This is a genomic window from Celerinatantimonas marina (assembly GCF_046054165.1).
Lineage (GTDB): Bacteria > Pseudomonadota > Gammaproteobacteria > Enterobacterales > Celerinatantimonadaceae > Celerinatantimonas.
Genome location: NZ_JBFNXK010000007.1, coordinates 155510 through 180289 on the forward strand (window position 1 = coordinate 155510; position 24780 = coordinate 180289).

The window sequence follows — 24780 nt, forward strand, 5'->3', positions numbered from 1 at the left end:
GTATCTTTTTTTTATGCCTGTCCCAAGGCATAATGAGCTCTCTGTGATCAGGAGTGGATTATGTTGCCTTTTGAATCCAATTATTTAGCTTATTTGTTAGCCCATCCTCAGCAGCAAACAAGTGCTGAACAAATTTTAAGCAATGGTACGAAAATCCGGTTACTCGGTGTCGGTGCCATTGAATTAGAACCGGCCACTCTGACACACTCTTCGCGTGCGATTGTTCTCTCTGCCGGGATCCACGGTAATGAAACGGCTCCGATTGAATGGCTCAATCAGCTTTTGGATGATTTGCTGGGTGAACACTTAGTTATTTCGGAACCTTTATTATTATTGTGGGGACATCCACAGGCGATGATTGCCGGAGTCCGGGAGATTGGGACCAATCTGAATCGATTATTTAACGGTGCTCATAAGCACGGTGTCCAGGATTTAGAGCATCAACGCGCTGCCGAATTGGAAGGGTGGATGGATACGTTCTATCGGCGTTATTCGTTTCGATGTGCTCATTATGATTTACATACCGCCATTCGCTCCTCCGTTCATGAAAAGTTTGCCGTAGTGCCATACACCCCCCAACGAGCGCCCAATCTTGAGCAGTTTGCTTTACTGCAGGATTGTGGCGTGGACTGTCTGTTATTTTTCCATCAGCCGACCACCACGTTCAGTTATCATTCGGCGATTCATTATGATGCGGATGCTTTTACGGTTGAGTTAGGAAAAGTGCGTCCATTCGGACAAAATGAGCGTGCGGCTTTACGGCTTTTGGACGATAGGATGAGGCTTCTGATCTGTGGTGGAAAATCCCAACGGCAAATGCCGGATGTCGATCGTTGTCGATGGTATCAGGTGACGGATGTCATTAATCGAGAACAGTCGGATTTTCGGTTGAATTTTGCCGATGATTTAGCCAATTTCAGCACCTTTCAAAGTGGTGATTGTTTGGCTTATCAGGCCGAAGAGCCGGTGTTGGTGGATGATGGTCCGAAAAGTGTGGTGTTTCCGAATGCCCATGTTCAAGTCGGCCAGCGGGCGGCTATTTTGGTGAAGCAATTAGCAGCGGCTGAGTGTGCTCGTATTATTTATGGATAATGGGCAAACTCGGTTTTCGATAGTCTCTCTGCGCTGGATAAGTGCAATGCTGCTTCTCGTGGTGATTGCCGGAATTCATCTGACGCTGGGAGATATGGCGATCCATTGGTCCGATGTGTTGCGACAGGAACCCAATTTAGCTCAGCAGATTTTTTGGCGATTACGAATGCCCCGAGTTTTGGCGGCTATTTTAGTGGGGGCCTCATTGGGGGCTTCCGGAGCGGTTTTGCAAACCTTATTGCATAATCCATTGGCAGAGCCGGGCTTACTGGGGATTTCCAGTGGAGCCAGTTTGACGGCTGTAAGCGTGATGGTCCTCTCGGCCATGGCGGGTTGGCAAGTTCCGGTATGGGGCATCACCGGTGCGGCTTTGGTTGGAGCTCTGGTTGTTGCCGTGATTTTATTTACGCTGGCTCGGCGCTATACCTTGAATGCTGGAGTATTACTGCTGTTTGGGGTGGTGATTGGAATTATTGCCGGGGCTGGGTTAACTTGGTTATTGTATTTTTCACCGACCCAAAATTTACGGCAACTGTTGTATTGGATGATGGGCTCACTGAGCTTTGCGAATACGCAAGTTTATCGATTATGGCCTCTTTTTCTCGTTGTCTTTGCACTGCTGCTGCGAGATGGTGCTGCGCTTAATTTTATATTACTGGGGGAACGGTACGCGTTTTCTCTGGGGATCGATGTTCGCAAAGTTCGCTCTCGACTGGTGTTATGGGTGGCCTTGATGAGTGCCATTGCGGTGGCCTGTGCAGGTTCGATTAGTTTTATCGGGTTATTGGTCCCTCATCTGCTGCGTTATTGGCTGGGTGATGAACAGCGGCAATTGATCTGGATGAGTACGCTGGGTGGTGCGATTGCGGTATTAGGTGCAGATATTCTGGCAATGAGTTTATTAAATGGGGCTGAGTTACCCATTGGGGTGATTACGGCATCAGTAGGTGGACCGTTACTATTTATTTTGTTGTTAAGGCAGCATCATGTTGCGCATTAATCGGCTGATTGTGCGGAATTATCTGCATATCGATTCGCTCACGATTGCACCGGGTCAGCTGGTGGCTGTTTGTGGTCCAAATGGATCCGGAAAATCTACACTTTTGGAAGCTTTATCTGGCTATCTTCCACCCTATTCTGGCTCGATTCAGCTGGATGGCAAAGAATTAACTGATTATTCAGTGGCTGAACTCGCGTCTGTTCGAAGTTGGTTGGCTCAGCAGCAACCTCATCGAGCATCTATTTCCATTGCGCAGCAATTGGCTTGGGTGATTGAGCCATACCGGCATTTGGCACCAGCTCAGCAGGTAGTTGATGAGGTGATCCATGACCTGTCTTTATCATCCATTTTACATCGGCCGTTGTTACAGCTTTCTGGAGGTGAATTGCAGCGGGCTTATCTGGCCAGTTTGTTGGTCGCCAGCGATCGGCGGTTGAATCCGGCACATCAATTGGTGTTATTAGATGAACCGCTCACGGCATTAGATCCACGTTATCAGCATCAGGTCATCGAGAAGTTATTGGCACTTCAGGCTCAGGGGCAAACGATATTGATATCACTGCACGATCTCAATATTGCAATGTTTTATGCAATGGATGTGTTGTTACTCAGCCAAGGGAGGCTTACAATATGCGGTGCAGCCCGCGATGTTCTGACGCAAGAGCGGATATCCGAGTTGTTTGGTGTATCGATGACCCAGATTCGCATCAATGGCCGTAATCAGTTGGTCCTATCTTGAGGAAATCGTCAACCTGAACCATCTTAGTGACAAGGTCGTAAGGGAGACAACCTGATGCTTCGGAAGAATCAACCGGAACATGATGAACTATTTTTTTATGTTGAACATAACCGGGATGAGCGTAAACGTTCGGCTAAAAAACGCCAGCGTTTAAACCAAAGTCGTCGAAGAATGCGTCATTAAACGTCTTTAAGTCGTTATTTTGAGCCTCTGCCTGTGAAGCCACGACAGAGGCTTTTTTCATGGTATACTGCCTGTCACATAACATCGCATATTGCGCTATTTCAGTATTATGATTCCAAGATTATCAGAAACACCGCCGTTATCAGCTCATTATCAACGATATATTAAAGAACTTGAGCAAAGTGGTTTTCGCGGCGAAATTGAAACGAGTTATTCCAGTCGACTGGCTGTCGCGACCGATAACTCGGTGTATCAGTTACTTCCTCAGGCTGTTATTTTTCCCTGGGATACTCAGGATGTAAAAACAGCCACCCAGTTGGTTGGTCAGGAAGCTTTTCATGCCGTGAAGTTAACGCCTCGGGGCGGAGGCACTGGCACGAATGGCCAATCGCTGACGGATGGAATTGTTGTCGATTTGTCTCGACATATGAATCAGTTGATTGAGCTGAATGTCGAGCAGCGCTGGGTTCGAGTTCAAACCGGGATGGTTAAAGATGCTCTGAATGAATTACTGCGCCCTCATGGGTTGTTTTTTGCCCCAGAGCTGTCGACCAGTAACCGAGCGACTCTGGGGGGGATGATCAACACCGATGCTTCGGGGCAGGGCTCCTTGCAGTATGGCAAGACCAGTGATCATGTCCTGGCTGTCAAAGCCGTTACGATTGCGGGCGAATTATTCGATACTGGGCGGATGCCGGTTGCGGAAGCTTTAGAGAGTTCGTTTAGCGGATTGTCTCAAGCCGCTCAGAGCTGTGTGCAGCAACGCGATCTGATTGAAGCCAAGTTTCCACCGTTGAATCGATTCTTAACCGGATATGATCTGAAAAATGGTTATGATCCGAAAAGTCAGCAGTTTGATCTGACCCGCTTATTATGCGGTAGTGAAGGTTCGCTGGCGTTTGTCTGTGAAGCTACCTTGGATCTGACGCCGATCCCGAAATATCGGACCTTAGTCAATATTAAATATGCCTCGTTTGAAGGGGCATTGCGGCATGCGCCAGCTTTGGTTGAGGCGCAGGCATTATCCGTTGAAACAGTTGATTCTAAAGTTCTGAATTTAGCTCGGGAAGATGTGATCTGGCATAGCGTGCATCATTTACTGGAAGATGTTCCGGGTAAAGTGATGGATGGAATTAATATCGTTGAGTTTGCCGGTAATGATCCGGAGCAACAACAACAACGGGTTAATGCATTGGCTCAAATTCTGGATCAAGCGATTGAAGATTCCGTTATTCTGGGCTATCAGATTTGTGAAGATCTACCGAGCATTCAGCGTATTTATGCGATGCGCAAAAAAGCGGTCGGGTTGTTAGGAAAAGCCAAGGGTAAACAAAAACCCGTTGCCTTCACCGAAGATACTTGCGTGCCGCCGCAGCATCTGGCCGATTATATTATGGAGTTCCGGGAATTGCTGGATAGTAAAGGGCTCCAATATGGGATGTTCGGCCATGTCGATGCCGGGGTTCTGCATGTCCGTCCTGCTCTTGATCTCTGCGATCCAGAGCAGGAAGTGCTGATGCGCTCGGTTTCGGATCAGGTGGTTGCATTAACCGCTAAATATGGCGGGCTGATGTGGGGCGAACACGGAAAAGGATTCCGTTCCGAATATAGTCCTGCATTCTTTGGGGATGAACTGTTTATGGAATTGCGCCGAATTAAAACGGCCTTTGATCCTTATAATCAGTTGAATCCGGGTAAAATTTGTACACCGATTGACTCGACCGAGTCGTTGCGCTCCGTGGATGATTTAAAACGGGGAGCGTTGGATCGACAGATCCCTGTCACCGTGCGAGATAGCTTTCGAAGTGTCATGGATTGTAATGGTAATGGACTTTGCTTTAACTATGATACGAAAAGTCCGATGTGTCCTTCATTGAAGGTCAGTTATGATCGACGTTATTCTCCAAAAGGTCGAGCTGGCTTGATGCGCGAGTGGTTGCGACAACTCAGTCAGCAGGGGGTCGATCCATCGCAGTTGGAAGCCGATGCTCTGGCGGGTAAAATATCAATTGATGGCGGTTTGAGAAAAATCCGTAATTCCTTGGCCAAATACCGGGGAGAATATGATTTTAGCCATGAAGTGATGGGAGCCATGCAAACTTGTTTGGCTTGTAAAGCTTGCGCCACTGGTTGCCCGATCCAAGTGGATGTCCCGGAATTTCGCAGTCGCTTTTTATATCTTTACCATAGTCGTTATCAGCGCCCTATTAAAGACTATCTGGTGGGCTATGTTGAAAGTTATGTTCCTTTAATGGCAAAAGCGCCTCGTTTGTTTAATGCGTTGACATCTCCTAAGTGGAGTCAGTCGTTGACGAAAAAAACCATCGGGATGATTAATGTTCCGAAGTTGAGTTATCCGACGTTGAAAATGCGCTTGCCGAAGACGTTACATAATCACTTTAATTTACAACGGCTGGCTGCGCTGAGTGAAGCTGAAAAAGCTAAAACGTTACTGATCGTTCAGGATCCGTTTACTAGTTATTATGAAGCCGATGTTGTAGCTGATTTTGTGTTGTTTGTTCAGGCATTAGGCTTTGATCCGGTTTTGGTTCCATTTAAACCGAATGGGAAACCACAGCATATTAAAGGGTTCCTGAGTCAATTTAGTAAAACAGCTCAGAACTCGGCGGCGTTTTTGAATGAATTATCCCAGTTAGGTATTGCGATGACGGGCGTTGATCCGGCAATGGTGCTTTGTTATCGGGATGAATATAAAGTTCTGCTGGGTGAAAAACGGGGTGATTTTAGTGTGTTATTGGCCCAGGAGTGGTTGATGCAGGTGTTGCCGATGATTGATAAACGGCCAACACAGGCGCTTGAACCTTATTATCTGTTAGGCCATTGTACGGAAAAAGCCTTATTTCCTGAGTCGGATCAGGTTTGGGCGGACATCTTTTCCCATTTTGGGGTCTCCTGTGAAGTGCAGGCTGTGGGATGCTGTGGGATGGCGGGAACTTACGGACATGATGCTAGTCAACAGCAGACCTCCGAAGCGATTTATGCATTGAGTTGGAAGCAGCGTTTGGCTACGTTACCGCATCAGCAATGTATGGCCACCGGTTATTCTTGCCGGAGTCAGGTTCAGCATCTGGATGGATTTAAACTGAAACATCCGGTTCAGGTGTTACTGCAGGTGATTCGAGGAGAACAATCGTGAGTTCTTTGTGGCTGAAGGATATCAGTATAGAACGGTTAAATGCGATGTGTCCCGGGACGTTGTTAGAGGCGTTTCAAATTTCATTTACTGAAATTGGTGAACGTTATTTGGTGGCTTCAATGCCGGTTAGTGATGCTGTACGCCAGCCGATGAAATTGTTACATGGGGGGGCGAGCGCCGCATTGGCCGAATCCGTTGGCAGTATTGCAGGCTATTTTGCCTGCCCTGAAGGATATTATGTCCTAGGAACGGAGATCTCAGCGAATCATTTACGATCCATGAAGTCTGGGGCCGTTACGGCAACGGCCTCACCCATTCATATTGGTGGCCTGATCCAGTTATGGCAAATCGACATTAGAGATGCACAGAATCCGGATAAATTGATTTGTAGTGCCCGGCATTCGTTGATGGTTCGTCATTATTAATAAGGGTTAATCTATTCAATCTAATGCGGCACGTCCTGTGCCGCTTGATTATTTTGGTCAATTCCGATTGGTTTTCTATTCAGTTCCACTTAATTGATATGCGATAGCCATGTCGGCGATATTTCCATAGGAGCAGGTCGAATTGCAGCGACTCTATCAGTTAGTTTATCAAAAAGTATTTGGTGTATCGGGTGGTGTATCAGGGCTTCCGGAAAATGCACCGTCTCACGCGGTACCGGGCAATTTTTTTAAAATTGTACTTGCCCAGTTTTTAAGTAAATGCGGTGATGAGCTGATTAATCCTAAAATTACCTTACCTTGGGTGATGCAATCTTTAGGTATCCCGGCATCCTTTTTAGGTTGGTTGGTTCCCATCCGTGAGTCTGGTTCCATGCTGCCCCAAATTGTGATTGCAGCGGGAGTTCGGCGGTTAGCTATTCGCAAATTTGTCTGGGTCGGTGGTAGTTTATTGATGAGCCTGTCGGTTTTAGCAATCGTGCTCACCATGACTCAATTTCGAGCAGAAACAGCGGGCTGGCTCATTCTGTTATGCCTGATTGTGTTTAGTTTATCTCGTGGATTAAATTCGGTTGCTTTTAAAGACGTTTTAGGTAAAACGATCCCCAAACAGCAACGGGGGCGAGTGAGTGGTTGGGCGACGGCGGGCGCAGGGGGAGTGACGCTACTGATCGCTTGGTTGTTAGCCCGTCATCTAGAGTCTCAGCAAATGCTGATTTATACCAGCGGGTTTATTTTAGCGGCTTGTTGTTGGATTGTCGGGGCCATGGTGTATAGCCAGGTTTGTGAACAACCCGGAGAAGTTGAGTATCGCTCTGTGGCACCTATCTGGCATAAATTGGTATTACTTAAAAATGATAAGCCGTTCAGATTGTTTGTGATCGCTCGGGCCTTGATGCTCTGTTCTGCTTTAAGTGCACCCTATTATGTGGCATTAGCGCAGCAGCAGAATGCGGCTTCAGGGTTGTTGCAGTTTTCGTTCTTCCTCGGGGCGAGTGGAGCAGCTGCGTTTATTTCGGGACCTTTTTGGGGAAAGTTAGCCGATCATTCTAGTCGGCAAGTTATGATTTTGGCTTCGTTGATGAGCGCCATTTTAGGTTCAATTGTTGTTTTTTTGGCTTGGTTTGTTCCTGGAATATTAAATTGGCAATGGGTTATTCCCGCGTGTTATTTTTTACTGACCATTGCTCATCAGGGCGTTCGGTTGGGCCGTAAGACCTATTTGGTCGACTTGGCACAGGGAAATCAGCGTACGGATTATGTATCGGTGAGTAATACGGTCATTGGCGCTATTTTACTAGTGACTGGGGTGATTAGTTTTGCTGAGCCTTGGCTGGGGATCGCCGGAGTGTTAGCTATTTTAGTCGTCATGGGGGCCTTAGGGGCTATCTTGGCGGCTAAGTTGCCAGAAGTTGAATAAAATCGCTGAGTATATGAGTGAACCATCCGGAGGTCAGTTGTGCCAGATAAACGATGCCGATATATCGAATCGATTTACCGAGGCCGACTAGTAGCAGAAAAATAGAGAGCCGAACTTTCATGATCCCGGCAATGAGAGTGAGAACGTCTCCTCCGATAGGAAGCCAAGCGAATAACAGGCTCCATTGCCCGTATCGTTGAAACCAATACTGCATTTTGATGATCTGCTGATCTTTAAAATAAAACCAGCGGCGGTGTTTGAATCGGAGCAGATATTTTCCTAGATACCAGTTGACGACTGAGCCTAATGTATTCCCAATGGTGGCGATAACAACGAGTAGCCATGAAGGATGCCCTTTTTGAATTAAGGCGTAAAGAACAACTTCTGAGTAAAATGGGAGAATGGTCGCCGCCAGAAAAGACGCGGAAAATAAGACAATATAGCTGATCATAATGGAGGTGCCTTTCTGGTTTGCGCTGCATGAATGAGCCAACGAAAAAGCTCGCGTTGCTGGCGTTGATAAAATAGGTATTCGGGGTGCCACTGCACACCAATGATGGCTTGTTGCTGAATAGATTCAATGGCCTGAATAAATTGATCACGGTCATGAGCAACCGCAACAAATTGAGGGGCCAGATCGAGGATAGCTTGGTGATGTAAACTGTTAATCCGCAGATGATGTTTTTTCACCAGTTGATGCAATTGACTGGAAGGTTGAATAAACGCCTTTTTTTGGGGAAATACAGTATTAGTATTGGATGTATGCCGACGCAGTGAGCGGATATCATGATATAAACTTCCCCCGTAGACAACGTTGATCAGTTGATAACCGCGACAGATCCCTAAAACGGGCAGCCGGTGTTCATAGGCATAGCGAATATAGCGCTGCTCCAGTTCATCTCGGGCTTGATCATAGCGAGTTTTAGTATAGGGCTGCATGCCGTAGAGTGAGGGATGTATATCATGTCCCCCACTAATGATAAGACCATCTAATTCATTGATGTTGACATGATGGCGGAGACTGATCCGCTTTGCCTTGGCGCCACATAATGAGAGGACTAGCTTTAGGCAATACCAAGATGGCGCAAAGCGTTGTGAGTTTCCGGTTACGCCGATAATAGGTCGCGGTGTATGGTGTCGAGTTGTTGCCATATGTGCTCTGAATATCGGTTTATCAAATGATTGTCATTTAGCCATTGTTCAATCAGTGTGTTTCGCAGAGAAGGCGTGTTGGCGATCTGTTCAACGACACACCAGGTATTCCAGCTTTGGGCCAGATCCCATTCCGGTCGTTCAATTTCACAATTGGGCAGACGATAGTGGAGGGTTGGTCTGGCATGGATCAGTGGATCATCCAGTTGTATTGATACCTGTTCAGGTTCAAGAAACATGAACAGCGGTAACAAATCTAAAGCGCGGTTACGAGTCGCATTATATTTTAGATAGTCATGAATGATATGTGGCAGTGATTCATTTCCCTGATAATTCATCACCAGTTTGTTGTAACGTTCCGGATAAAAATTAATATAAGGTGTGACTCTGCGCATCAAGTCGACTTGATGATGTTCGACCAACCATTGTTGGCAGATAATAAAACTCTGTAGGTAAGCGATAATGGTTGCGCTATCGTAGCTGGGAAGTTCCGGGTTGATATGGACGCCAAAGGCATAGCGAAGTGAGGATCCGGTTCCGAGCGCTCCATTTTCTCGAAGTTGTGTAATCATCGGATGAAGCAGTTGAAGTTGTTCTACCGTGAGCGGCGGACAGATCACTTCGACAGGCACAACCACGGTTGCTAATTTGGTCATCCATTCCATCAATGGATCTTCTGCTTTGGTTGTTCCTTGTTCTAAGGTTCGTTGAGCGATACGTTGCCGGGCGGTTGTTTTGGCAAACTGCCAATCAATTTCTACTTTAAATGTTCCTGTATCGGTTGTGACGCGTCCTTCTGCCTCGGATAAGACCTGCCATTGCCCATCCAGCGCGTGAGCAATGATGCGACCGGTCGTTTTTAGGTCAATCCCCGCAAATTCCAGCTCGTAACCAATATGCCGGAGTTGATGATTGGATGAATAAGGTTGAATAGGCTGGATAAATACTTCATGCATCATGACCTCGTAGTGATCATTTAGATGATGTGTTCTGATCTTTATTGTGGATCTACAGAACGACGTGTTACTCATACAGTAGCAAATATTAATGTAGGATCCATCTTAGTGTTTGATTTTTGTACGGGATATTGCATAAATGTGATGGCTGTAGAGCGATGGCCGGCGGATGTTCCCGCTCTTTAGTGGGGTTTATCAGGTTATATCACGTGTCCTGTTCCGCTTCACTTAGGCGTCACAGGACATGTTGCATTCAACGGTGTGATGAATGGTTGGGAATAGGCCTAAGTGATTTAGGCTTGTTCATTTTTCCTATGTGCAAAACGAGATTGCCGGGGACGCCGTGGAGTGGAATTATTGCGTCCCTGACGTGGATGTCGCGCAGAGGTTGTTTTATGAGAGGATTTGGGTCGAGCGAAAGAGGCCTTAAATCCTTCGACTTCTAAATGATTGAGTCGTTCTTTGATAAACGTTTCAATGGCCTGCAATTGTTCCACTTGATCTTCACTGACCAGTGAATAAGCACTGCCGGATTCACCCGCACGACCAGTTCGGCCAATTCGATGGACGTAATCTTCGGCCACATTGGGGAGATCAAAATTAACGATTTGAGGAAGTTGCTTAATATCCAATCCTCGAGCTGCAATATCGGTGGCCACCAGAATGTCGATCTCACCTGATTTAAAGCCTGCAAGTGCTTTAACCCGAGCATTCTGACTTTTATTACCATGAATCGCCGCCGCTTTGATTTTCGCTCTTTCAAGTTTTTGGGTCAGTCGATTGGCACCGTGTTTGGTTCGGGTAAAAACTAAAACCTGTTGCCACTGAAATTGACGAATAAGCTGTTTTAAGAGATCGGTTTTTTGCTCATAATCCACCAAGGTATAGAATTGTTCCACCTGACGAGCCGTTTGATTTTCAGGATTGGCATTAATTTCTGACGGTTTATTCAAAAATTGCTGGGCCAACTGACGGATATCTTTTGAGAAAGTAGCAGAAAACAGTAACGTTTGTCGCTGCTTGGGAAGTAGCTTCAATAATCGTTTGATATCGTGAATAAATCCCATATCCAGCATTCGATCCGCTTCATCCAAGACCAATATCTGGAGTTTGGAAAAATCGATAGCACCTTGCTGATAAAGATCGAGCAATCGTCCTAGCGTTGCGGTCAGGATCTCACATCCCGATAGTAAAGCTTTAAACTGAGGCTTGCTGTTTACCCCACCGAAAATAACATGATGTCGAAGCTTCAGATGGGTTGCATAATCCTGAACATTCGCGTCAATTTGTGCCGCAAGCTCTCGGGTCGGAGTGACAATTAACGCTTTGATTTCTTTACTCTGACACGGTGTTTGCTGCCTTAGTTTTTCTAAAATTGGTAGCACGAATGCTGCGGTTTTGCCGGTTCCGGTTTGTGCAGCAGCCAATAGGTCCTGATGGAGTAAAATGGCTGGAATCGACTGTTCCTGGATCGGCGTGGGTTGTGAATACCCCAGTTTGGTAATTGCTTCAGTAATTGGTTTAGATAGGCCTAATTCGGCGAAGGTCATGCAGACTCACTTGGAAGTGGTGGAAAATTTCAATGATGGACAATTTTATAAAAATAGGTTGCGCAGTTCCAGCAGTTTAAAGATTAATTTTGCGTGTATGGATTGCCCCTTGTGCTCTGAGAAGGATAGCGTTACAAGTAATACAAAGCACGAATATCATTTTGAATTATAAAGGAGAACGTCTGTGAGTCGTCACGTTGCAATTATCGGATGTGGTCATGTTGGGGCTGATGTCGCCTGCAGTTTAGTGACTCAAAATTATGCAGATCATATCAGTCTGTTTGATAAAAAAAGTAAAAAGGCCGCCAGTGAAGCGCTGGAGTTACAGGATATGGCTTCATTGGTCGGATCGCGAGTTGTCATCGATGCCAATGATAAGCAACAACTGGCGCATATTGATCTGGTTGTCATGGCGGTAGGTCCCAAAAAAACACAAACAGTCGATCGGCTCAATGAATTGGCTGAAACGAGCCAGGCAGCCGGCATGTGGGTTCCTAAGTTAAGAGATGCGGGGTTCAAAGGGGTTTTGATTAATATTACCAACCCTTGTGATGTGGTGACGACTCATCTGGCTGAGCTTTTGAATTTACCAACTGGACATGTGTTTGGGACCGGAACGTCACTTGATAGTGCCCGGATGCGGCGCGTGGTCGGACAGCAACTGAATGTCGATCCGGCCAGTGTCGAAGGTTATACAATGGGAGAACACGGTGAATCTCAGTTTGTGGCCTGGAGTAGTGTGCGTGTCGGTGGTGTTCCTTTCACACAATGGCCTCAGGCGGAAGGTGTGGATTTGTCTGAGCTGGAAATGCGGGTTCGGCGAGGTGGATGGGATATTCTGGAAGGGAAAGGTTGGACTAGTTTCGGGATCGCGGCCGCGGCGGCTAAGTTGGTGGATGCGGTATTTAGTGATGCTCGGCGAGTATTCCCGGTATCGGCCCTGCATGAATCACTTGGCGTTTTCATAGGCCAACCCGCTTTGATTGGCGCTCAAGGAGTTATCCAGACAATACCGGTGCCATTAACTGAAGATGAACAGCAACGATTGGCTGCATCTGCACAGGTGATTCGTCACGCCAAAGCCAGTATTTTATCCTAGGGAGTGTTGACCTTTCGTGGCTGCCAAAACAATCACAAAAGGTCAACAGTCTTTAATCTACTCATAAAAAGACCGATGAATAGTTGCGAGCTATTCATCGGCAGAAGCAGGACATGAAAAACTTCAGAGAATAATAGGGTTATAATGAAAATTCAGATTTAACCTGAGCCACCCATTTTGCGACTCGTTCTGAGGTTTGAGAGGCTTGATTATCTTGATCGATCACTAGTCCGACAAAGTTATCTCCATCTAGAGCTTGTGAACTTTCGAAGTCATAGCCTTCGTTTGGCCAGCTCCCCACCAATTCAGCACCTGCATCAGAAAATGCATCATAGAGTTCACCCAGACCATCCACAAATTCACTGGCATAGCTCACTTGATCACCCAGCCCGAACAGCGCGATTTTTTTACCACTGAAATCAGTGCCTTCCATTTTAGGTAAAAATTCTTCCCAACTTTCGGCTTCACATTGAGTCGAAAGTCCTGGTAATTCACCTTCTCCTAAGGTTGGTGTGCCCATGATCAGATAATCGTAAGCGAGCAGATCATCGACTTCGACACGATTAATATTCAGTGGTTTTGCAACCAGTTCTGCATCATCAAATTCTTTCTGAATTAACTTTGCCACTTTGCGGGTATTTCCGGTATCAGTACCAAAAAAAATGCCTACTTTTGCCATCATTATCTCCTTGGCTTATCAGCCATCTAATCAAGAATAAAAAGAATGATTGTGAGGACTTTACAGTCCTTGATTAATCGTCATCATCATCTTCATCGTCGTCATCATTCATGACACGTTGTAAAGGTTTATAGATTTCGACGCGATCCCCTTCTTTCACGGGTTGTTCAAGAGAACAAATTTTTCCATAAATACCGACTTTGCATGTTGTCAGGCTAAGTTCGGAAAATTGAGTGAGTAGTGACGATTGTTCGATAGCCTGCGCAATCGTTGTCGGCTCCTCTACATCCAGTTGTACCCATTTGCCATCAGCTCCGGCTGCATGAGCGACAGAAATTTTCATGACATAGACTCCATTGATGATGAATCTGAAGTTGATTTACGGACCGGGATCCGTTCCATGAGCCGTCGCCCTACAATGAGGAGCCCTAAAAATATAAAGCCGCCGCTGGGTAATAGGGCCGGGAGGAAACCTCGGTAACTGGGAATAATGGTGACTTCCATCCAAGTAAAGTGAGTGCCTAAGAGTAATGATGCATGGCTGAAGAGTGTGCCTTGCCCGATGATTTCCCGGACTCCACCTAAGAGCACCAGCGCGACGGTAAATCCAAGGCCGGTGGCAATACCGTCTATTAACGAAATAAAGGGCCGGTTTTTGGAGGCGAAGCTTTCAGCACGACCAAAAATCGCACAGTTGGTCACAATCAGTGGGATGAAAAGCCCCAAAATTTTATGCAAGTCATGCACCCATGCGTTCATGGCTTGATCGACTAAAGTCACTAGGGCTGCAATGATCAGTGTGAACACTGGGATCCGGACTTGGGGCGTGACCCAGTGCCGTATAATAGAAATGACCAGATTCGATAACGCAATGACTACCAGCGTTGCTAGGCCCATTCCTAAGCCGTTGGTCGCAGAGCTAGTGACAGCCAGCGCCGGGCATAGGGCTAGCGTTTGTTGTAAAACAACGTTGTTAGGCCAGATACCTTCATAAATTTGTTGACCGAGTGATTTAATGGACATCTTTTTTAGCCTCCTTGGGATGGAGTAGTAAATCGTGATATTGACGGAACATTTCTAGGCTTTGTCGGATCCCTTTTACAACGCCTCGAGGGGTAATGGTCGCCCCGGTAAACGAAGCAAAATGTCCTCCGTCTTTTGTGACTTTCCATTGTTCTTCCGGGGGATTTTGAAGTGATAAACCTTTGAACTGGAGGATCCAGTCACTTTTATCCGCTTCAATTTTATCCCCTAACCCTGGGGTTTCTTGGTGGCTTAAGACCCGCACGCCCGTTAAAGTTCCCTTGGGATCAATCGCAATGAGTAGATGGATATCTCCTGAGTAACCTTGGGCGACAGCATCGAGAATAACCGCGCTGGGCAGGCCTTCTTTGGTGGCGAGAAAATAATGGATTATCTGACCGTTCGGTAGCGTTGCGGTTTCTGGAGTCCGGCTTGGATCATTATCATAATCACTCGCAGGAAGGACCTGAGTAATTTCCCGAACCTGATCTAAGTGTACCTGTTTATCAATTTGAGGGCCGATATAGCGGTCACTGAGCATCACCAGTAATGCAACAACAAAGGCAAATATACCGAGAGTCATCGCATGTGTACGAGCGGGCAAGATCATGGATGAACTGGAAGAACTCATGAACGTCTCCTTGAAGTGGCATGGCCATAGATGACAGGACGAGTGTAATGTTCAATCAGTGGATTCACTGCATTACACAGTAAAATAGCGAATGCCACGCCTTCCGGATAGTTGGCAAAATGTCGGATCAACCAGACTAAGACACCAAATAAGATGCCATACATCCATTGTCCTTTGGGTGATGAAGGGGCGGTGACAGGATCAGTGACGATAAAGAAGGCTGCAAACAAGATGGCACCATTGGTGAGTTCTAACCAAGGTTCGCTCTGTCCCTGCATCCCAAAAATCCAAGCAATCGCAGCCGGTACGAAGCATCCCAATAAACTAGAAATGACCAATGGATAGGTAATGACCCGACGCCATAACAGGTAAAGTCCTCCAATGATGAGTGCAATCCCTGATGTTTCTCCCAAGCTTCCCGGAATTGTGCCCATAAAGCTACTGAGTAGCGAGGTAGTATGAACAACGCCTTCGGTGGCCAGCGGTGTTGCTGTCGTCATGCTATCTGCAATTAAATTGGTCCAGTAATTTGGATCAGGAACCGGCCAATGAGTCATCTCGACAGGAAATGCAATCAGAAGTACAACGCGAGCAAACATCGCTGGATTGAATAGGTTCTGACCTAATCCTCCATAGCAGTGTTTGCCGACTGCCACCGCGAGAGCCGAACCGATTGCTCCCACCCATAACGGGGCATGAGGCGGCAAACTCATAGCTAGAATTAATGCCGTGATCAATGCTGAGCCATCCATGATCGAGCCTTGCCCTTTGGGATTAAGCTTTAAACAGATCACTTCACAAAGTAAGGCGGCGACAACACAACTAACGGATAACAGTAGTGCCGGAATGCCAAACTGCCAGATTGCAAATAACCAAGCCGGTAATAAGGCTAGTAGTACAGCCTGCATCATTTGCGGAATACGTATTCCGATATGGGCGAATGGAGCTTGATTCATGATACTTCTTCCTCCTTGGTGGCCGAACGGCGAGACCGGCTGGCTCGTTTGGCCGCTTTTTCGGCCTTGGCCGCCGCTTTTTGAGCGGCTTCTTCAGCCAAGCGTTGTTGTTTTGAGGCGGCTGCCTGACGTGTAAACTCGGCTTTTTGATCCATGTAACGTTGTTTTTTTAATTCATTTCGTCCCCAGTTGAAACTAGCGGTGAGTGGCAACGATGCGGGGCATACATAAGCACAGGCACCACAGGAAAGGCATTGCTCTAATCCCAGTTTTTTAGCGGTGTCGAATTCTTCATGCTGGATCAGTGGTAACAGATGAAGCGGTTGGAGCTGCATCGGGCAAACGTTGGCACAACGACCACATCGCAAGCAATTGGTAGGCATATCCAATGCGACTTCATTTTCACCCAAGAGCAGCAATCCGCAGGTTCCTTTGAGGATCGGCTGATGGACGTTATACATGGGATGTCCCATCATTGGACCACCGAAAACCATTTGAGTCGGTTGTTCACTAAACCCCCCGCATTGCGCGATCAAGTGGGAAGCCGGTGTTCCGATAGGGGCTAGAATATTTGCTGGACGGGTAATGGCTCGGCCACTTACGGTGACAATTCGGTGGGTCATTGGGTGGCCAAAATGAAATGCTCTGAACACCGCAACACAACTGGCGACGTTATGCACCAGCACGCCATAACTGGCAGAACGAGCCCTTGGTGCTAATTGAATACCGGTTAAGGCTCTGATCAGTTGTTTTGAAGAGCCCAATGGATAGAGTGCCGGAAGTGGGTGCACACTAATTTTAGGATCTTCGCTACTGGCATCGGTTAAGGCCGCAATCGCTTCTGGTTTATTTTTTTCAATGCCGATAATGGCTTGCTGAGCATGAGTGATTTCCATTAACAAACGGATACCACCGACAATTTGTGCCGATTGTTCCCGCATCACCCGGTCATCGCAGGTCATATAGGGTTCACATTCACTCCCATTAATCAGCAGATATTTTATAGAATATTTTTCAACTAGAGCCAGTTTGTCATAGAGCGGAAACATCGCTCCCCCCATGCCGACAATGCCTGAATTGGCAATGACATCCAACCGCTGTTCATTCGAAAGTTGTTGAATAGGGGCGGGTTTTTGAGTACTGAGCGGTTGTTGAGTCGGCGCTGGTTTCAGTTCGATTCGGGCTGCATCTATGGCCACAATATCACCATCTAAAGGGGCATGGATCGGCGCACTGAAACGACCGCCTGATTTGGCGATTAACTGTCCAGCCTGGACTGTTTCACCCACCTCGACGGTTGGAATCGCCGGATCGCCCGGATGCTGTTTAAGTTGTAGATAGAGGCGTGGCGGGAGTGAAGATAATGGCTCAACAGCACAATCGCGGGTCAATGCTTTCCCGTCATCTAAAGGATGAACCCCACCCACGATATCTTTGTGAGTGAATTTAAACATGGCTTTCTCCTAAATTAAAAGAAGTTAAGCTTGGTTTGGGAAGTGGATTAACCAGCTTAGGATCAGGGTAAAGAGCGATTCCTTCATGAGGGCAAATAGCGATACATTGCTGACAGCCGGTGCAGGCATCGGCAATAATTCCGTGGAGTTGTTTCGGGGCTCCGATGATGGCATCAAACGGACAGACTTTGGCACATCGACCACATCCATCACAGAGTTCAGGATTGATCCCTGCGACTTGTCCTTCGGTTGAATCATCACTCTCTTCTTTAAATTCAATTCCTAATTTGGCGGCAATTTGTTGGACGACGGCGGAGCTAACCAGTGGACAGCCATTGACGGGCATTGTTTGACCTGCAATCGCTTTAGCCGCTTCGGCGCAGCCGGGTAAACCGCATTGACCACACTGACCATTGGGTAATAGTTCTAGTATTTCGGCTTCGAGCGGATCACCGGCAACATACCAGAGCATGGCCGCTTTCCCCAGCAGATAGCCGATGACTCCAGCTAGGATAGGAAAACAAAGTAAGTTCAACATTGCGATTTTCTCCTTAGTAAACCTAATGAGCCATTCCGGCAAAGCCACTGAAGGCCATCGCAAGAATACCCGCTGTGATAAAGGCTATGGGAGTTCCGGAGAAAATAGTGGGAACCTCACTGAGAGCGAGTCTTCGACGTAGTCCTGCAAACATGACAATGACGACGGTAAAACCGAGGGCGCTCCCAAATCCGTAAACAACACTCTGGATGAAATTTAATTTTTCCTGAACGATTAATAATGCAACCCCTAATACCGCACAGTTAGTTGTAATTAAAGGAAGGAAAATCCCGAGGACCCGATGAAGGGTCGGGCTTTGTTTGGCAATATAAAGTTCGGTTAACTGAACCATCGCCGCAATAACCATAATCATGGTCAGGAGCCGAAGGTAACCTAACCCCAGAGGTTCCAATACACCATATTCTAAGATCCACGTTGCAATGGAACTCATGGTGAGAACAAATGTGGTCGCCAGCCCCATTCCCAAGGCTGATTCAATGTCACGACTAACGCCCATAAAAGGACATAGCCCCAAAAAGCGTGCTAAAACCACGTTATTGACGAAGACATTGGCGACAAAAAGAAGCAATAACGTCTGCATCGTTTCCCTTTATTGTTGATGACTGTACGGACGTTGTTGCGAAACTTATGCCAAAGAAGAGTTGCACATCGAATGTGCGAATTTTTGAGAAAAAGCGACCTTTTTAGTGCAATACGAGCGGCGCTATCAAGCCGTTCTTGGGGATATTCCTCACAAATGCTGAGGTTTTAATTGAAGGTATATTTTATGCACAACTGAGTAAAAACCCAATTACGTGTCAGATGGCCTCTGACAAATTGTCGGTTTCCAGACAGTCCTGTGCAAGGAGAAATGAATGGCTGAAGCATTCCATCCATTACAAAATATATCAGAGTTACCGAGCCATTTTAGTGAGCTACTGCAAACTCTGCCAGCAGAGCTGTTTTTACAAGTTGTAGAGCAAGCTCCGGTGGCTATTTCTATTACCGATTTAAAGGCTAATATCTGTTATGCCAATCAACGCTTTTCAGCGCTGACGGGTTATTCTCTGGATGAATTAAAAGGGCAAAATCAGCGGATGTTGTCCTCTCACCAGACCCCTAAATCATGTTACGAGACATTGTGGCAGACGATTATATCGGGCCAATCTTGGCGAGGGCGACTGGTTAATCAAACCCGTCAGGGGCAGGAATATTTAGCTGAGGTGACGATTGCGCCAGTTTTTTCCAAAGATGGTGAAATGAGCCATTTTATTGGGATCCAACGGGATATTAGTGAACCGTATCGCTTAACCCAGGAATTAACCAATCAAAAAGCGCATTTCGAAGCCGTGTTAAACGCCAGTGATCATGTCACAGTCGTGTTTGATGAACAATATAATGTCATTTTAGATAACCTGGCCTATAAAACGTTATATACCGATTTAAGAGGGCCCGAACCTCTGGAATTTTTTAGGCATCAACTGCAGGCCCAGCATCAATTAGAACTGGCGACGTTATTAACCAATGGTGAATCGGTTGAGATTGAATATTGGATCCGCGGTGAAAAACGTTGGCTTTCGTTAAGTTGCCAACCTCTGATTCATGTCAACGAAACCGTGAGTCACTATTTCAGCGAAAGTAATGAGGGATTATTCATTTTAATTGGTCAGGATTGTACGGCTGAGCGGCAGTTATTAGTACAGCATCATCTTGAGTCACTACAGGGGCAATTGGCGGATAGCAAAATGTTGGCGGCTATCCGAGAAACGCTGCAAACGGCTATTTATCAGGTGAGTCAACCGATCAATCTTCTTTATGCGGCTGCGCGTTTAGAATCGCCATTAACCGGTCCATCGCAAGCTTTAAATGAAGTACTGACTAGTGCGGAGCAGGCATTACAGGCTTTGAAGGCGAATACCCCGCAGCTCAAACCTGAAACCGGACAATCGATTGCCATTGAGACCTTAACTGAAGATTTTATTTTACTGGCGACCAGCCGGGCTAAACGACTCTTAGTTCATTTAGTGATCGATGAATCAGTGTCCGGGAAATTATATGGACAGCGAATCCGTTTACTGAGTGCTCTTGATCTGGTGCTTGAACACGCATTGATCGCTGCTATCAATGGAGGACGAGGGGATGATGAGCATTATCCTCAAGTTCAGATCCGTTTTGATAAAGGCGAATTGAATACCTGGCGTGTTTATATTCAGGATAACGGGCCTATTTTAGAGCAATCTGCGAGTCATCGAATTATGCAACCTTTTTATAATCGTGAATCTTTGCGAGATGAGTTTGGTCTTGGTCTTTGTTTAGCGCGGGATATTTTATTAGATCATCAAGGGGCTATGGATATCGAACCCATTCAGGGAGGAGGCAGTTGTGTCATCCTTAGTATTCCAATGGACAAAAAGGAGGGGAACTATGCCGATTGATACAGAGAATGAAGCATTCACCTCTAAACAGCAGCTGGCTGCTTTGCACCGACTGAGCTTAGTGATGAGCCGAACGCTGGATCTAGAAGAAGCTTTGTCTCAAATGTTAGCTTGTCTACAAGAACAAACTTCGATGCAATTGGGGATGGTGGCGCTTTATGATCCTCAGCAGCAAGCCTTAATGTTACAGCAGGTACATGGTGTCTCAGCTGAGATTAATAAAGATGTGTCGCAAATTCGCTATCGATTGGGTGAAGGTATTTTAGGGCAGGTGATGCGACAGGGTGAATCAGCCGTGATCGTGAAGTTGGAAAATGAACCGCGATTTTTGGATCGCCTTAATATTTATGATTACGAACTGCCTTTTATTTGCGTTCCTATATTAGGGCCAAATGCCAAACCTTTTGGGGTGTTAGCGGCTCAGCCGATGCAATCGCATCCGGAACAACTGGCTGAACGGACTCGTTTTCTGGAAGTGGTTGCTAATTTAGTCGGGCAAACCGTGCGCTTGATTGGTAAAGCGCAAAGTCATTCGGAAGATATTCGGGAAGAGCGTGATCAACTTCGGCGAAAAGTTCGTCATCAATATGGTTTTGCCAATATGGTAGGGAAAACCCCAGTGATGCGGCAGGTTTTTTCAACAGTCAGGCAGGTAGCCAAATGGGACACGACGGTTTTGATTCGTGGGGAAAGTGGAACCGGGAAAGAGTTGATTGCCAATGCGATTCATTATAATTCACCGCGTTCAAATCAGAGCTTTGTGCGTTTGAATTGTGCGGCTTTACCGGAAAATCTGTTAGAAAGTGAATTGTTCGGTCATGAAAAAGGCGCATTTACTGGTGCGGTCAGACAGCGCAAAGGTCGTTTTGAGCAAGCCGATGGGGGCACTATTTTTCTGGATGAGATTGGAGAAATCAGCCCCTTGTTTCAGGCAAAATTATTACGTGTTTTGCAGGAAGGTGAGTTTGAACGGGTGGGGGGCAATGAAACTCTGCATGTGGATGTTCGGATTGTAACGGCAACGAATAAAAACTTGGAAGAACAGGTTTTAGATGGAGAGTTCCGTGAAGATTTATATTATCGATTGAATGTGATGCCTATTGAAGTGCCGCCTTTAAGGGAACGAGTTGAAGATATTGATGCTCTGGCTAGTTTTCTGTTAGAAAAAATTGGTGAAAAACAGCATCGAAAATTACGGATTAGTGAAGGGGCAATACGGTTGTTGATGGCGCATAGTTGGCCCGGAAACGTTCGTGAGCTTGAAAACTGTCTGGAACGAGCCGCAGTATTGAGTGAATCGGGGTTGATTGATCGAGATATGGTGATTCTTGAAAAATCACCATTGGAACGAAAAGTCTCAATCCCTGTGGGAGCGCCTCAGGGAATGGCTCCTCGACAGAATGCCGCCGTGTCACTGCAGGATGATAATCTGGATGAACGCCAGCGTGTGATTGCTGCATTGGAGGCGAGTGGTTGGGTGCAGGCTAAAGCTGCGCGTATTCTTGGGATGACTCCCCGGCAAATTGCATATCGGATCCAGGTGATGAATATTAAAATGCGCCATATATAAAGATGTTGGATCTGTGACAATATTGTCGCAACGTTCGACAAAACCGAACCTCTGTTGACCCTACCATAAAAAAATATATAAAAATCAATGATATAAAAATAAAAATAAACGGTCTACTCCTTGCAATAGTTCCATAAACAAAGGGCCCATGATAGGGCTGCTATCTCGAAGGAGTTTTTATGGAGTCTTGTCATCAATCTTGCCAATCTGGACAATCGACATCGACATTTCCCCGTTCAGTGATGGAACAAGTTGCAAATCATCCTTGTTATTCCACAACCGGGAGCCATCGGTTTGCACGGATGCATTTAGCCGTTGCTCCGGCCTGTAATATTCAGTGCAATTATTGTAATCGTAAATTTGATTGCTCTAATGAATCTCGACCCGGTGTTGTTTCTGAATTATTAAGTCCGACTCAGGCACTGCGCAAAGCTAAATATGTTGCGAGTAAAATACCGCAGTTATCGGTGATTGGGATTGCGGGTCCTGGCGATCCTTTAGCAAATCCGCATAAAACATTTCGAACATTGGAGTTGTTACGTCAGGAAATGCCGGATATTCGCTTGTGCTTATCGACTAATGGTTTGGCTTTACCTGATTTGATCCCGCGGATTATAGATGTCGGCGTTGAACATGTTACGATCACCATTAATACCTTAGATGCTTACTTGGCTGCTGATATCTATGAATGGGTGATTTTTAATGGCCGAAAATATCGGGGAGTCGAAGCTGGTCAGTTATTAATTGATCGACAGATGGAAGGGTTAAGAAAACTGCTCGAACATAAAGTTTTAGTCAAAGTGAATTCAGTGTTGATCCCCCGAATAAACCGAGATCATTTACCGGTATTAAGTCAGGAACTATTCCGTAATCAAGTCTTTTTACATAATGTGATGCCGCTGATTGCTAAGCCTGAGCATGGAACCGTATTTGGGTTAAATCAGGAAGCTGAGCCTACGGCTGAACAGTTGGAAGATGTTCGGCAGAAGTGTGGTCATAATGTGGCGCAGATGCGTCATTGTCAGCAGTGTCGTGCCGATGCGATTGGTATGCTGGGAGAAGATCGGAGCCAACAATTTAATTTAAATCAGTTACCTGAAGAAGAAACTGATTATCTGCCCGTGATGCAAAAAAGAGCTCAAATTCAGGCTGATTTAGTCAGTGCAGGGGCTGCCAGTGAAGATAATGCTTATTTAGTCGCCGTAGCCAGTGATAACGGTGAGCAGATTAATCAGCATTTTGGCCATGCTAAAAGTTTTATGATCTATTCCGTCGGGGATGAAGGGGTCCATTTTGTTCAGCGCCGACAGGTTCCTCAGTATTGCGATGGGAGTGAACATTGTGATGATGATGAATCGAAGATGGATACGTTTACTTTGTTAGCTGATATCGATGCCGTTTTTTGTTGTCGTATTGGCTTAAGTCCTTGGGAAAAACTGGAACAACAAAAGTGTGAACCTGTCATTGACTATGCGTGGCAGTCTATTTATGAATCTCTGAAAGCTTGGTGGGAGATGAAACCTCATGAAACACTTGACCAATGCCAGGCCGGCTAATGAGTTGCCTGGTAATAAATACGATATTGTCCAACATTGGTGTCTTGAATTATTGGAAGGACAGTTTCAGGGAAGAGGGATCCTTGGTTGCTTTTTGCAATTGGAACCTGACGATTATCGTTGTTTGACCGAAAGCTTGTCCAATATTCATCCGGTGCTGGATCCGGAACAGGAACAATTAAAAGCACAGTTATTAGAGATACAGCGGCAACGCCGACTTGAGGAATTCAATGATCTCTATCACTGGTTAAAAAGTTATCAGGTTTCAAGCCGCTGGGATATGGCGCGAATTATTGCAATGGGAAGTCTTGGTTTTCATCATCTGTGGCAAGATTTAGGATTGGCTGAACGTCCTTTACTGACCCAATTAATGCGAGATTGTTTTCCTGAACTGCAACGGATCAATCAACCGCCGATGCGTTGGAAAAAGTTTTTTTATCGGCAGATGTGTTTGCAACACGGAGTCTTAGTGTGTCGTTCACCTTCATGTGATGAATGTTCTTCCCGCTCTGAATGTTTTGAATAAATGATATTAATCGATTATGTTTGGTTCACCCCGGTCAGTTTTTCGATCGGGGTTTTTTTTAACATGATTTGAGCCTCAGGTGCTGATATAGCCGTGTGGTTCTTCTCATCTAGATTGATCCTCACGATTTTTAACTTTGCACCATTTAGTGCTGCAAGGCCCATGTCTATGAATGCGTTTGTCATATCAGGGATATGTTCATATAGGTCAACGTTTGATGTGGGAGTCGATGTTCTATGGGTTGGAAGATGAGTCAGGGCATTTTTTAACTTATATACCACTGAGTGTATTGAATGAAAATTGATGGAGTCAGTCATCACCGCCCCATGAATACCCTACAAGTTTTTAAGCCTTGTATTAAATTGTATAGCCTCGGGCTTGTTGAACTTTCGTAATTAGTTTCGCAGCCATATGAGTCTCATTTAGGCAAGGCAGATATTGCACTGTGTCGTTATTCTCCATAAATGATATTTAACGTGTTGTAAATCAGACACAGACATTACCCTTCGGGTTCATCCTCAGAAATTTTTCGTTTTTTTTATTTTGGCGTTCGGGTCTGAATCTTGTCACATCAACCTTCAATGGATTGTAAGTTCTGTGACAATCAGACTTTTTTTGTTT

At 46.0% G+C, this 24780-nt stretch carries 25 protein-coding genes; 12 read left to right on the top strand and 13 right to left on the bottom strand.

Annotation, left to right across the window (positions count from 1 at the left end):
- Nucleotides 1-60 precede the first annotated feature (60 nt).
- From ABUE20_RS09790 to ABUE20_RS09820, 7 genes are all read left to right on the top strand, one after another.
- Complete coding sequence (locus ABUE20_RS09790; RefSeq protein WP_408619720.1) at nucleotides 61-1092, top strand: succinylglutamate desuccinylase; 1032 nt, start codon at nucleotides 61-63, stop codon at nucleotides 1090-1092.
- A 46-nt stretch (nucleotides 1093-1138) separates the two neighbouring features.
- Nucleotides 1139-2092 carry an iron chelate uptake ABC transporter family permease subunit gene (locus ABUE20_RS09795; RefSeq protein WP_408619721.1) on the top strand — a complete coding sequence of 318 codons (954 nt, stop codon included), beginning with the start codon at nucleotides 1139-1141 and terminating at the stop codon, nucleotides 2090-2092.
- Nucleotides 2079-2831: an ABC transporter ATP-binding protein gene (locus ABUE20_RS09800; RefSeq protein ID WP_408619722.1), complete on the top strand. Its 753-nt coding sequence runs from the start codon at nucleotides 2079-2081 to the stop codon at nucleotides 2829-2831. The genes ABUE20_RS09795 and ABUE20_RS09800 overlap by 14 nt, the downstream gene beginning before the upstream one ends.
- 54 nt (nucleotides 2832-2885) lie before the next feature.
- Nucleotides 2886-3014 carry a hypothetical protein gene (locus ABUE20_RS09805; protein ID WP_408619723.1) on the top strand — a complete coding sequence of 43 codons (129 nt, stop codon included), beginning with the start codon at nucleotides 2886-2888 and terminating at the stop codon, nucleotides 3012-3014.
- A 109-nt stretch (nucleotides 3015-3123) separates the two neighbouring features.
- Complete coding sequence (ydiJ, locus tag ABUE20_RS09810) at nucleotides 3124-6171, top strand: D-2-hydroxyglutarate dehydrogenase YdiJ (protein ID WP_408619724.1); 3048 nt, start codon at nucleotides 3124-3126, stop codon at nucleotides 6169-6171.
- A complete protein-coding gene (locus tag ABUE20_RS09815; protein ID WP_408619725.1) occupies nucleotides 6168-6596 on the top strand; it encodes a hotdog fold thioesterase in 429 nt (142 codons plus the stop codon). The genes ydiJ and ABUE20_RS09815 overlap by 4 nt, the downstream gene beginning before the upstream one ends.
- Before the next feature lie 142 nt (nucleotides 6597-6738).
- Nucleotides 6739-8034, top strand: a complete 1296-nt coding sequence (locus tag ABUE20_RS09820; RefSeq protein ID WP_408619726.1) for an MFS transporter — start codon at nucleotides 6739-6741, stop codon at nucleotides 8032-8034.
- On the opposite strand, the gene ABUE20_RS09825 is transcribed toward ABUE20_RS09820, so the two are convergent.
- From ABUE20_RS09825 to ABUE20_RS09840, 4 genes are all read right to left on the bottom strand, one after another.
- Entirely contained in the window at nucleotides 8012-8485 is a 474-nt protein-coding gene (locus ABUE20_RS09825; protein WP_408619727.1) for a YqaA family protein, read from the bottom strand. The genes ABUE20_RS09820 and ABUE20_RS09825 overlap by 23 nt on opposite strands.
- A complete protein-coding gene (locus tag ABUE20_RS09830) occupies nucleotides 8482-9186 on the bottom strand; it encodes a gamma-glutamyl-gamma-aminobutyrate hydrolase family protein (RefSeq protein WP_408619728.1) in 705 nt (234 codons plus the stop codon). Before ABUE20_RS09830 ends, ABUE20_RS09825 begins: the two co-directional genes overlap by 4 nt.
- Complete coding sequence (locus ABUE20_RS09835; protein ID WP_408619729.1) at nucleotides 9141-10145, bottom strand: amidoligase family protein; 1005 nt, start codon at nucleotides 10143-10145, stop codon at nucleotides 9141-9143. The genes ABUE20_RS09830 and ABUE20_RS09835 overlap by 46 nt, the downstream gene beginning before the upstream one ends.
- A gap of 290 nt (nucleotides 10146-10435) precedes the next feature.
- Complete coding sequence (locus ABUE20_RS09840; protein ID WP_408619730.1) at nucleotides 10436-11692, bottom strand: DEAD/DEAH box helicase; 1257 nt, start codon at nucleotides 11690-11692, stop codon at nucleotides 10436-10438.
- A gap of 184 nt (nucleotides 11693-11876) precedes the next feature.
- Between ABUE20_RS09840 and ABUE20_RS09845 the strand changes: the two genes are divergently transcribed.
- The gene (locus ABUE20_RS09845) at nucleotides 11877-12791 is read left to right on the top strand and encodes a lactate/malate family dehydrogenase (RefSeq protein ID WP_408619731.1); all 915 of its coding nucleotides are present in this window, start codon (nucleotides 11877-11879) and stop codon (nucleotides 12789-12791) included.
- A gap of 139 nt (nucleotides 12792-12930) precedes the next feature.
- On the opposite strand, the gene ABUE20_RS09850 is transcribed toward ABUE20_RS09845, so the two are convergent.
- The 8 genes from ABUE20_RS09850 to rsxA form a co-directional block, all read right to left on the bottom strand.
- Entirely contained in the window at nucleotides 12931-13470 is a 540-nt protein-coding gene (locus ABUE20_RS09850) for a flavodoxin (RefSeq protein WP_408619732.1), read from the bottom strand.
- 73 nt (nucleotides 13471-13543) lie between these two features.
- Nucleotides 13544-13813 (bottom strand): RnfH family protein, encoded by a 270-nt coding sequence (locus ABUE20_RS09855; RefSeq protein ID WP_408619733.1) that lies wholly within the window; start codon nucleotides 13811-13813, stop codon nucleotides 13544-13546.
- The gene (locus tag ABUE20_RS09860) at nucleotides 13810-14493 is read right to left on the bottom strand and encodes an electron transport complex subunit E (protein WP_408619734.1); all 684 of its coding nucleotides are present in this window, start codon (nucleotides 14491-14493) and stop codon (nucleotides 13810-13812) included. Before ABUE20_RS09860 ends, ABUE20_RS09855 begins: the two co-directional genes overlap by 4 nt.
- Nucleotides 14483-15124, bottom strand: coding sequence for an electron transport complex subunit RsxG (gene rsxG, locus ABUE20_RS09865; protein ID WP_408619735.1), 642 nt, complete (start codon nucleotides 15122-15124; stop codon nucleotides 14483-14485). Before rsxG ends, ABUE20_RS09860 begins: the two co-directional genes overlap by 11 nt.
- Nucleotides 15121-16080 carry an RnfABCDGE type electron transport complex subunit D gene (locus tag ABUE20_RS09870; protein ID WP_408619736.1) on the bottom strand — a complete coding sequence of 320 codons (960 nt, stop codon included), beginning with the start codon at nucleotides 16078-16080 and terminating at the stop codon, nucleotides 15121-15123. The genes rsxG and ABUE20_RS09870 overlap by 4 nt, the downstream gene beginning before the upstream one ends.
- Complete coding sequence (gene rsxC / locus ABUE20_RS09875) at nucleotides 16077-17534, bottom strand: electron transport complex subunit RsxC (RefSeq protein ID WP_408619737.1); 1458 nt, start codon at nucleotides 17532-17534, stop codon at nucleotides 16077-16079. Before rsxC ends, ABUE20_RS09870 begins: the two co-directional genes overlap by 4 nt.
- Nucleotides 17527-18072, bottom strand: coding sequence for an RnfABCDGE type electron transport complex subunit B (locus tag ABUE20_RS09880; protein WP_408619738.1), 546 nt, complete (start codon nucleotides 18070-18072; stop codon nucleotides 17527-17529). The genes rsxC and ABUE20_RS09880 overlap by 8 nt, the downstream gene beginning before the upstream one ends.
- Before the next feature lie 22 nt (nucleotides 18073-18094).
- A complete protein-coding gene (gene rsxA / locus ABUE20_RS09885; protein ID WP_408619739.1) occupies nucleotides 18095-18673 on the bottom strand; it encodes an electron transport complex subunit RsxA in 579 nt (192 codons plus the stop codon).
- Between the two features lie 274 nt (nucleotides 18674-18947).
- On the opposite strand from rsxA, the gene nifL reads away from it, so the two are divergent.
- The 4 genes from nifL (at nucleotide 18948) to ABUE20_RS09905 (ending at nucleotide 24159) form a co-directional block, all read left to right on the top strand.
- On the top strand, nucleotides 18948-20507 hold the full coding sequence (gene nifL, locus ABUE20_RS09890; protein WP_408619740.1) for a nitrogen fixation negative regulator NifL: 1560 nt from the start codon (nucleotides 18948-18950) through the stop codon (nucleotides 20505-20507).
- Nucleotides 20497-22077, top strand: a complete 1581-nt coding sequence (nifA, locus tag ABUE20_RS09895; RefSeq protein WP_408619741.1) for a nif-specific transcriptional activator NifA — start codon at nucleotides 20497-20499, stop codon at nucleotides 22075-22077. The genes nifL and nifA overlap by 11 nt, the downstream gene beginning before the upstream one ends.
- A 179-nt stretch (nucleotides 22078-22256) precedes the next feature.
- Nucleotides 22257-23633, top strand: coding sequence for a nitrogenase cofactor biosynthesis protein NifB (nifB, locus tag ABUE20_RS09900; protein WP_408619742.1), 1377 nt, complete (start codon nucleotides 22257-22259; stop codon nucleotides 23631-23633).
- The gene (locus tag ABUE20_RS09905) at nucleotides 23602-24159 is read left to right on the top strand and encodes a nitrogen fixation protein NifQ (protein WP_408619743.1); all 558 of its coding nucleotides are present in this window, start codon (nucleotides 23602-23604) and stop codon (nucleotides 24157-24159) included. The genes nifB and ABUE20_RS09905 overlap by 32 nt, the downstream gene beginning before the upstream one ends.
- 14 nt (nucleotides 24160-24173) lie before the next feature.
- Here the strand turns inward: ABUE20_RS09905 and ABUE20_RS09910 are convergent, their stop codons facing one another.
- The gene (locus tag ABUE20_RS09910) at nucleotides 24174-24476 is read right to left on the bottom strand and encodes a hypothetical protein (protein WP_408619744.1); all 303 of its coding nucleotides are present in this window, start codon (nucleotides 24474-24476) and stop codon (nucleotides 24174-24176) included.
- Nucleotides 24477-24780 lie beyond the last annotated feature (304 nt).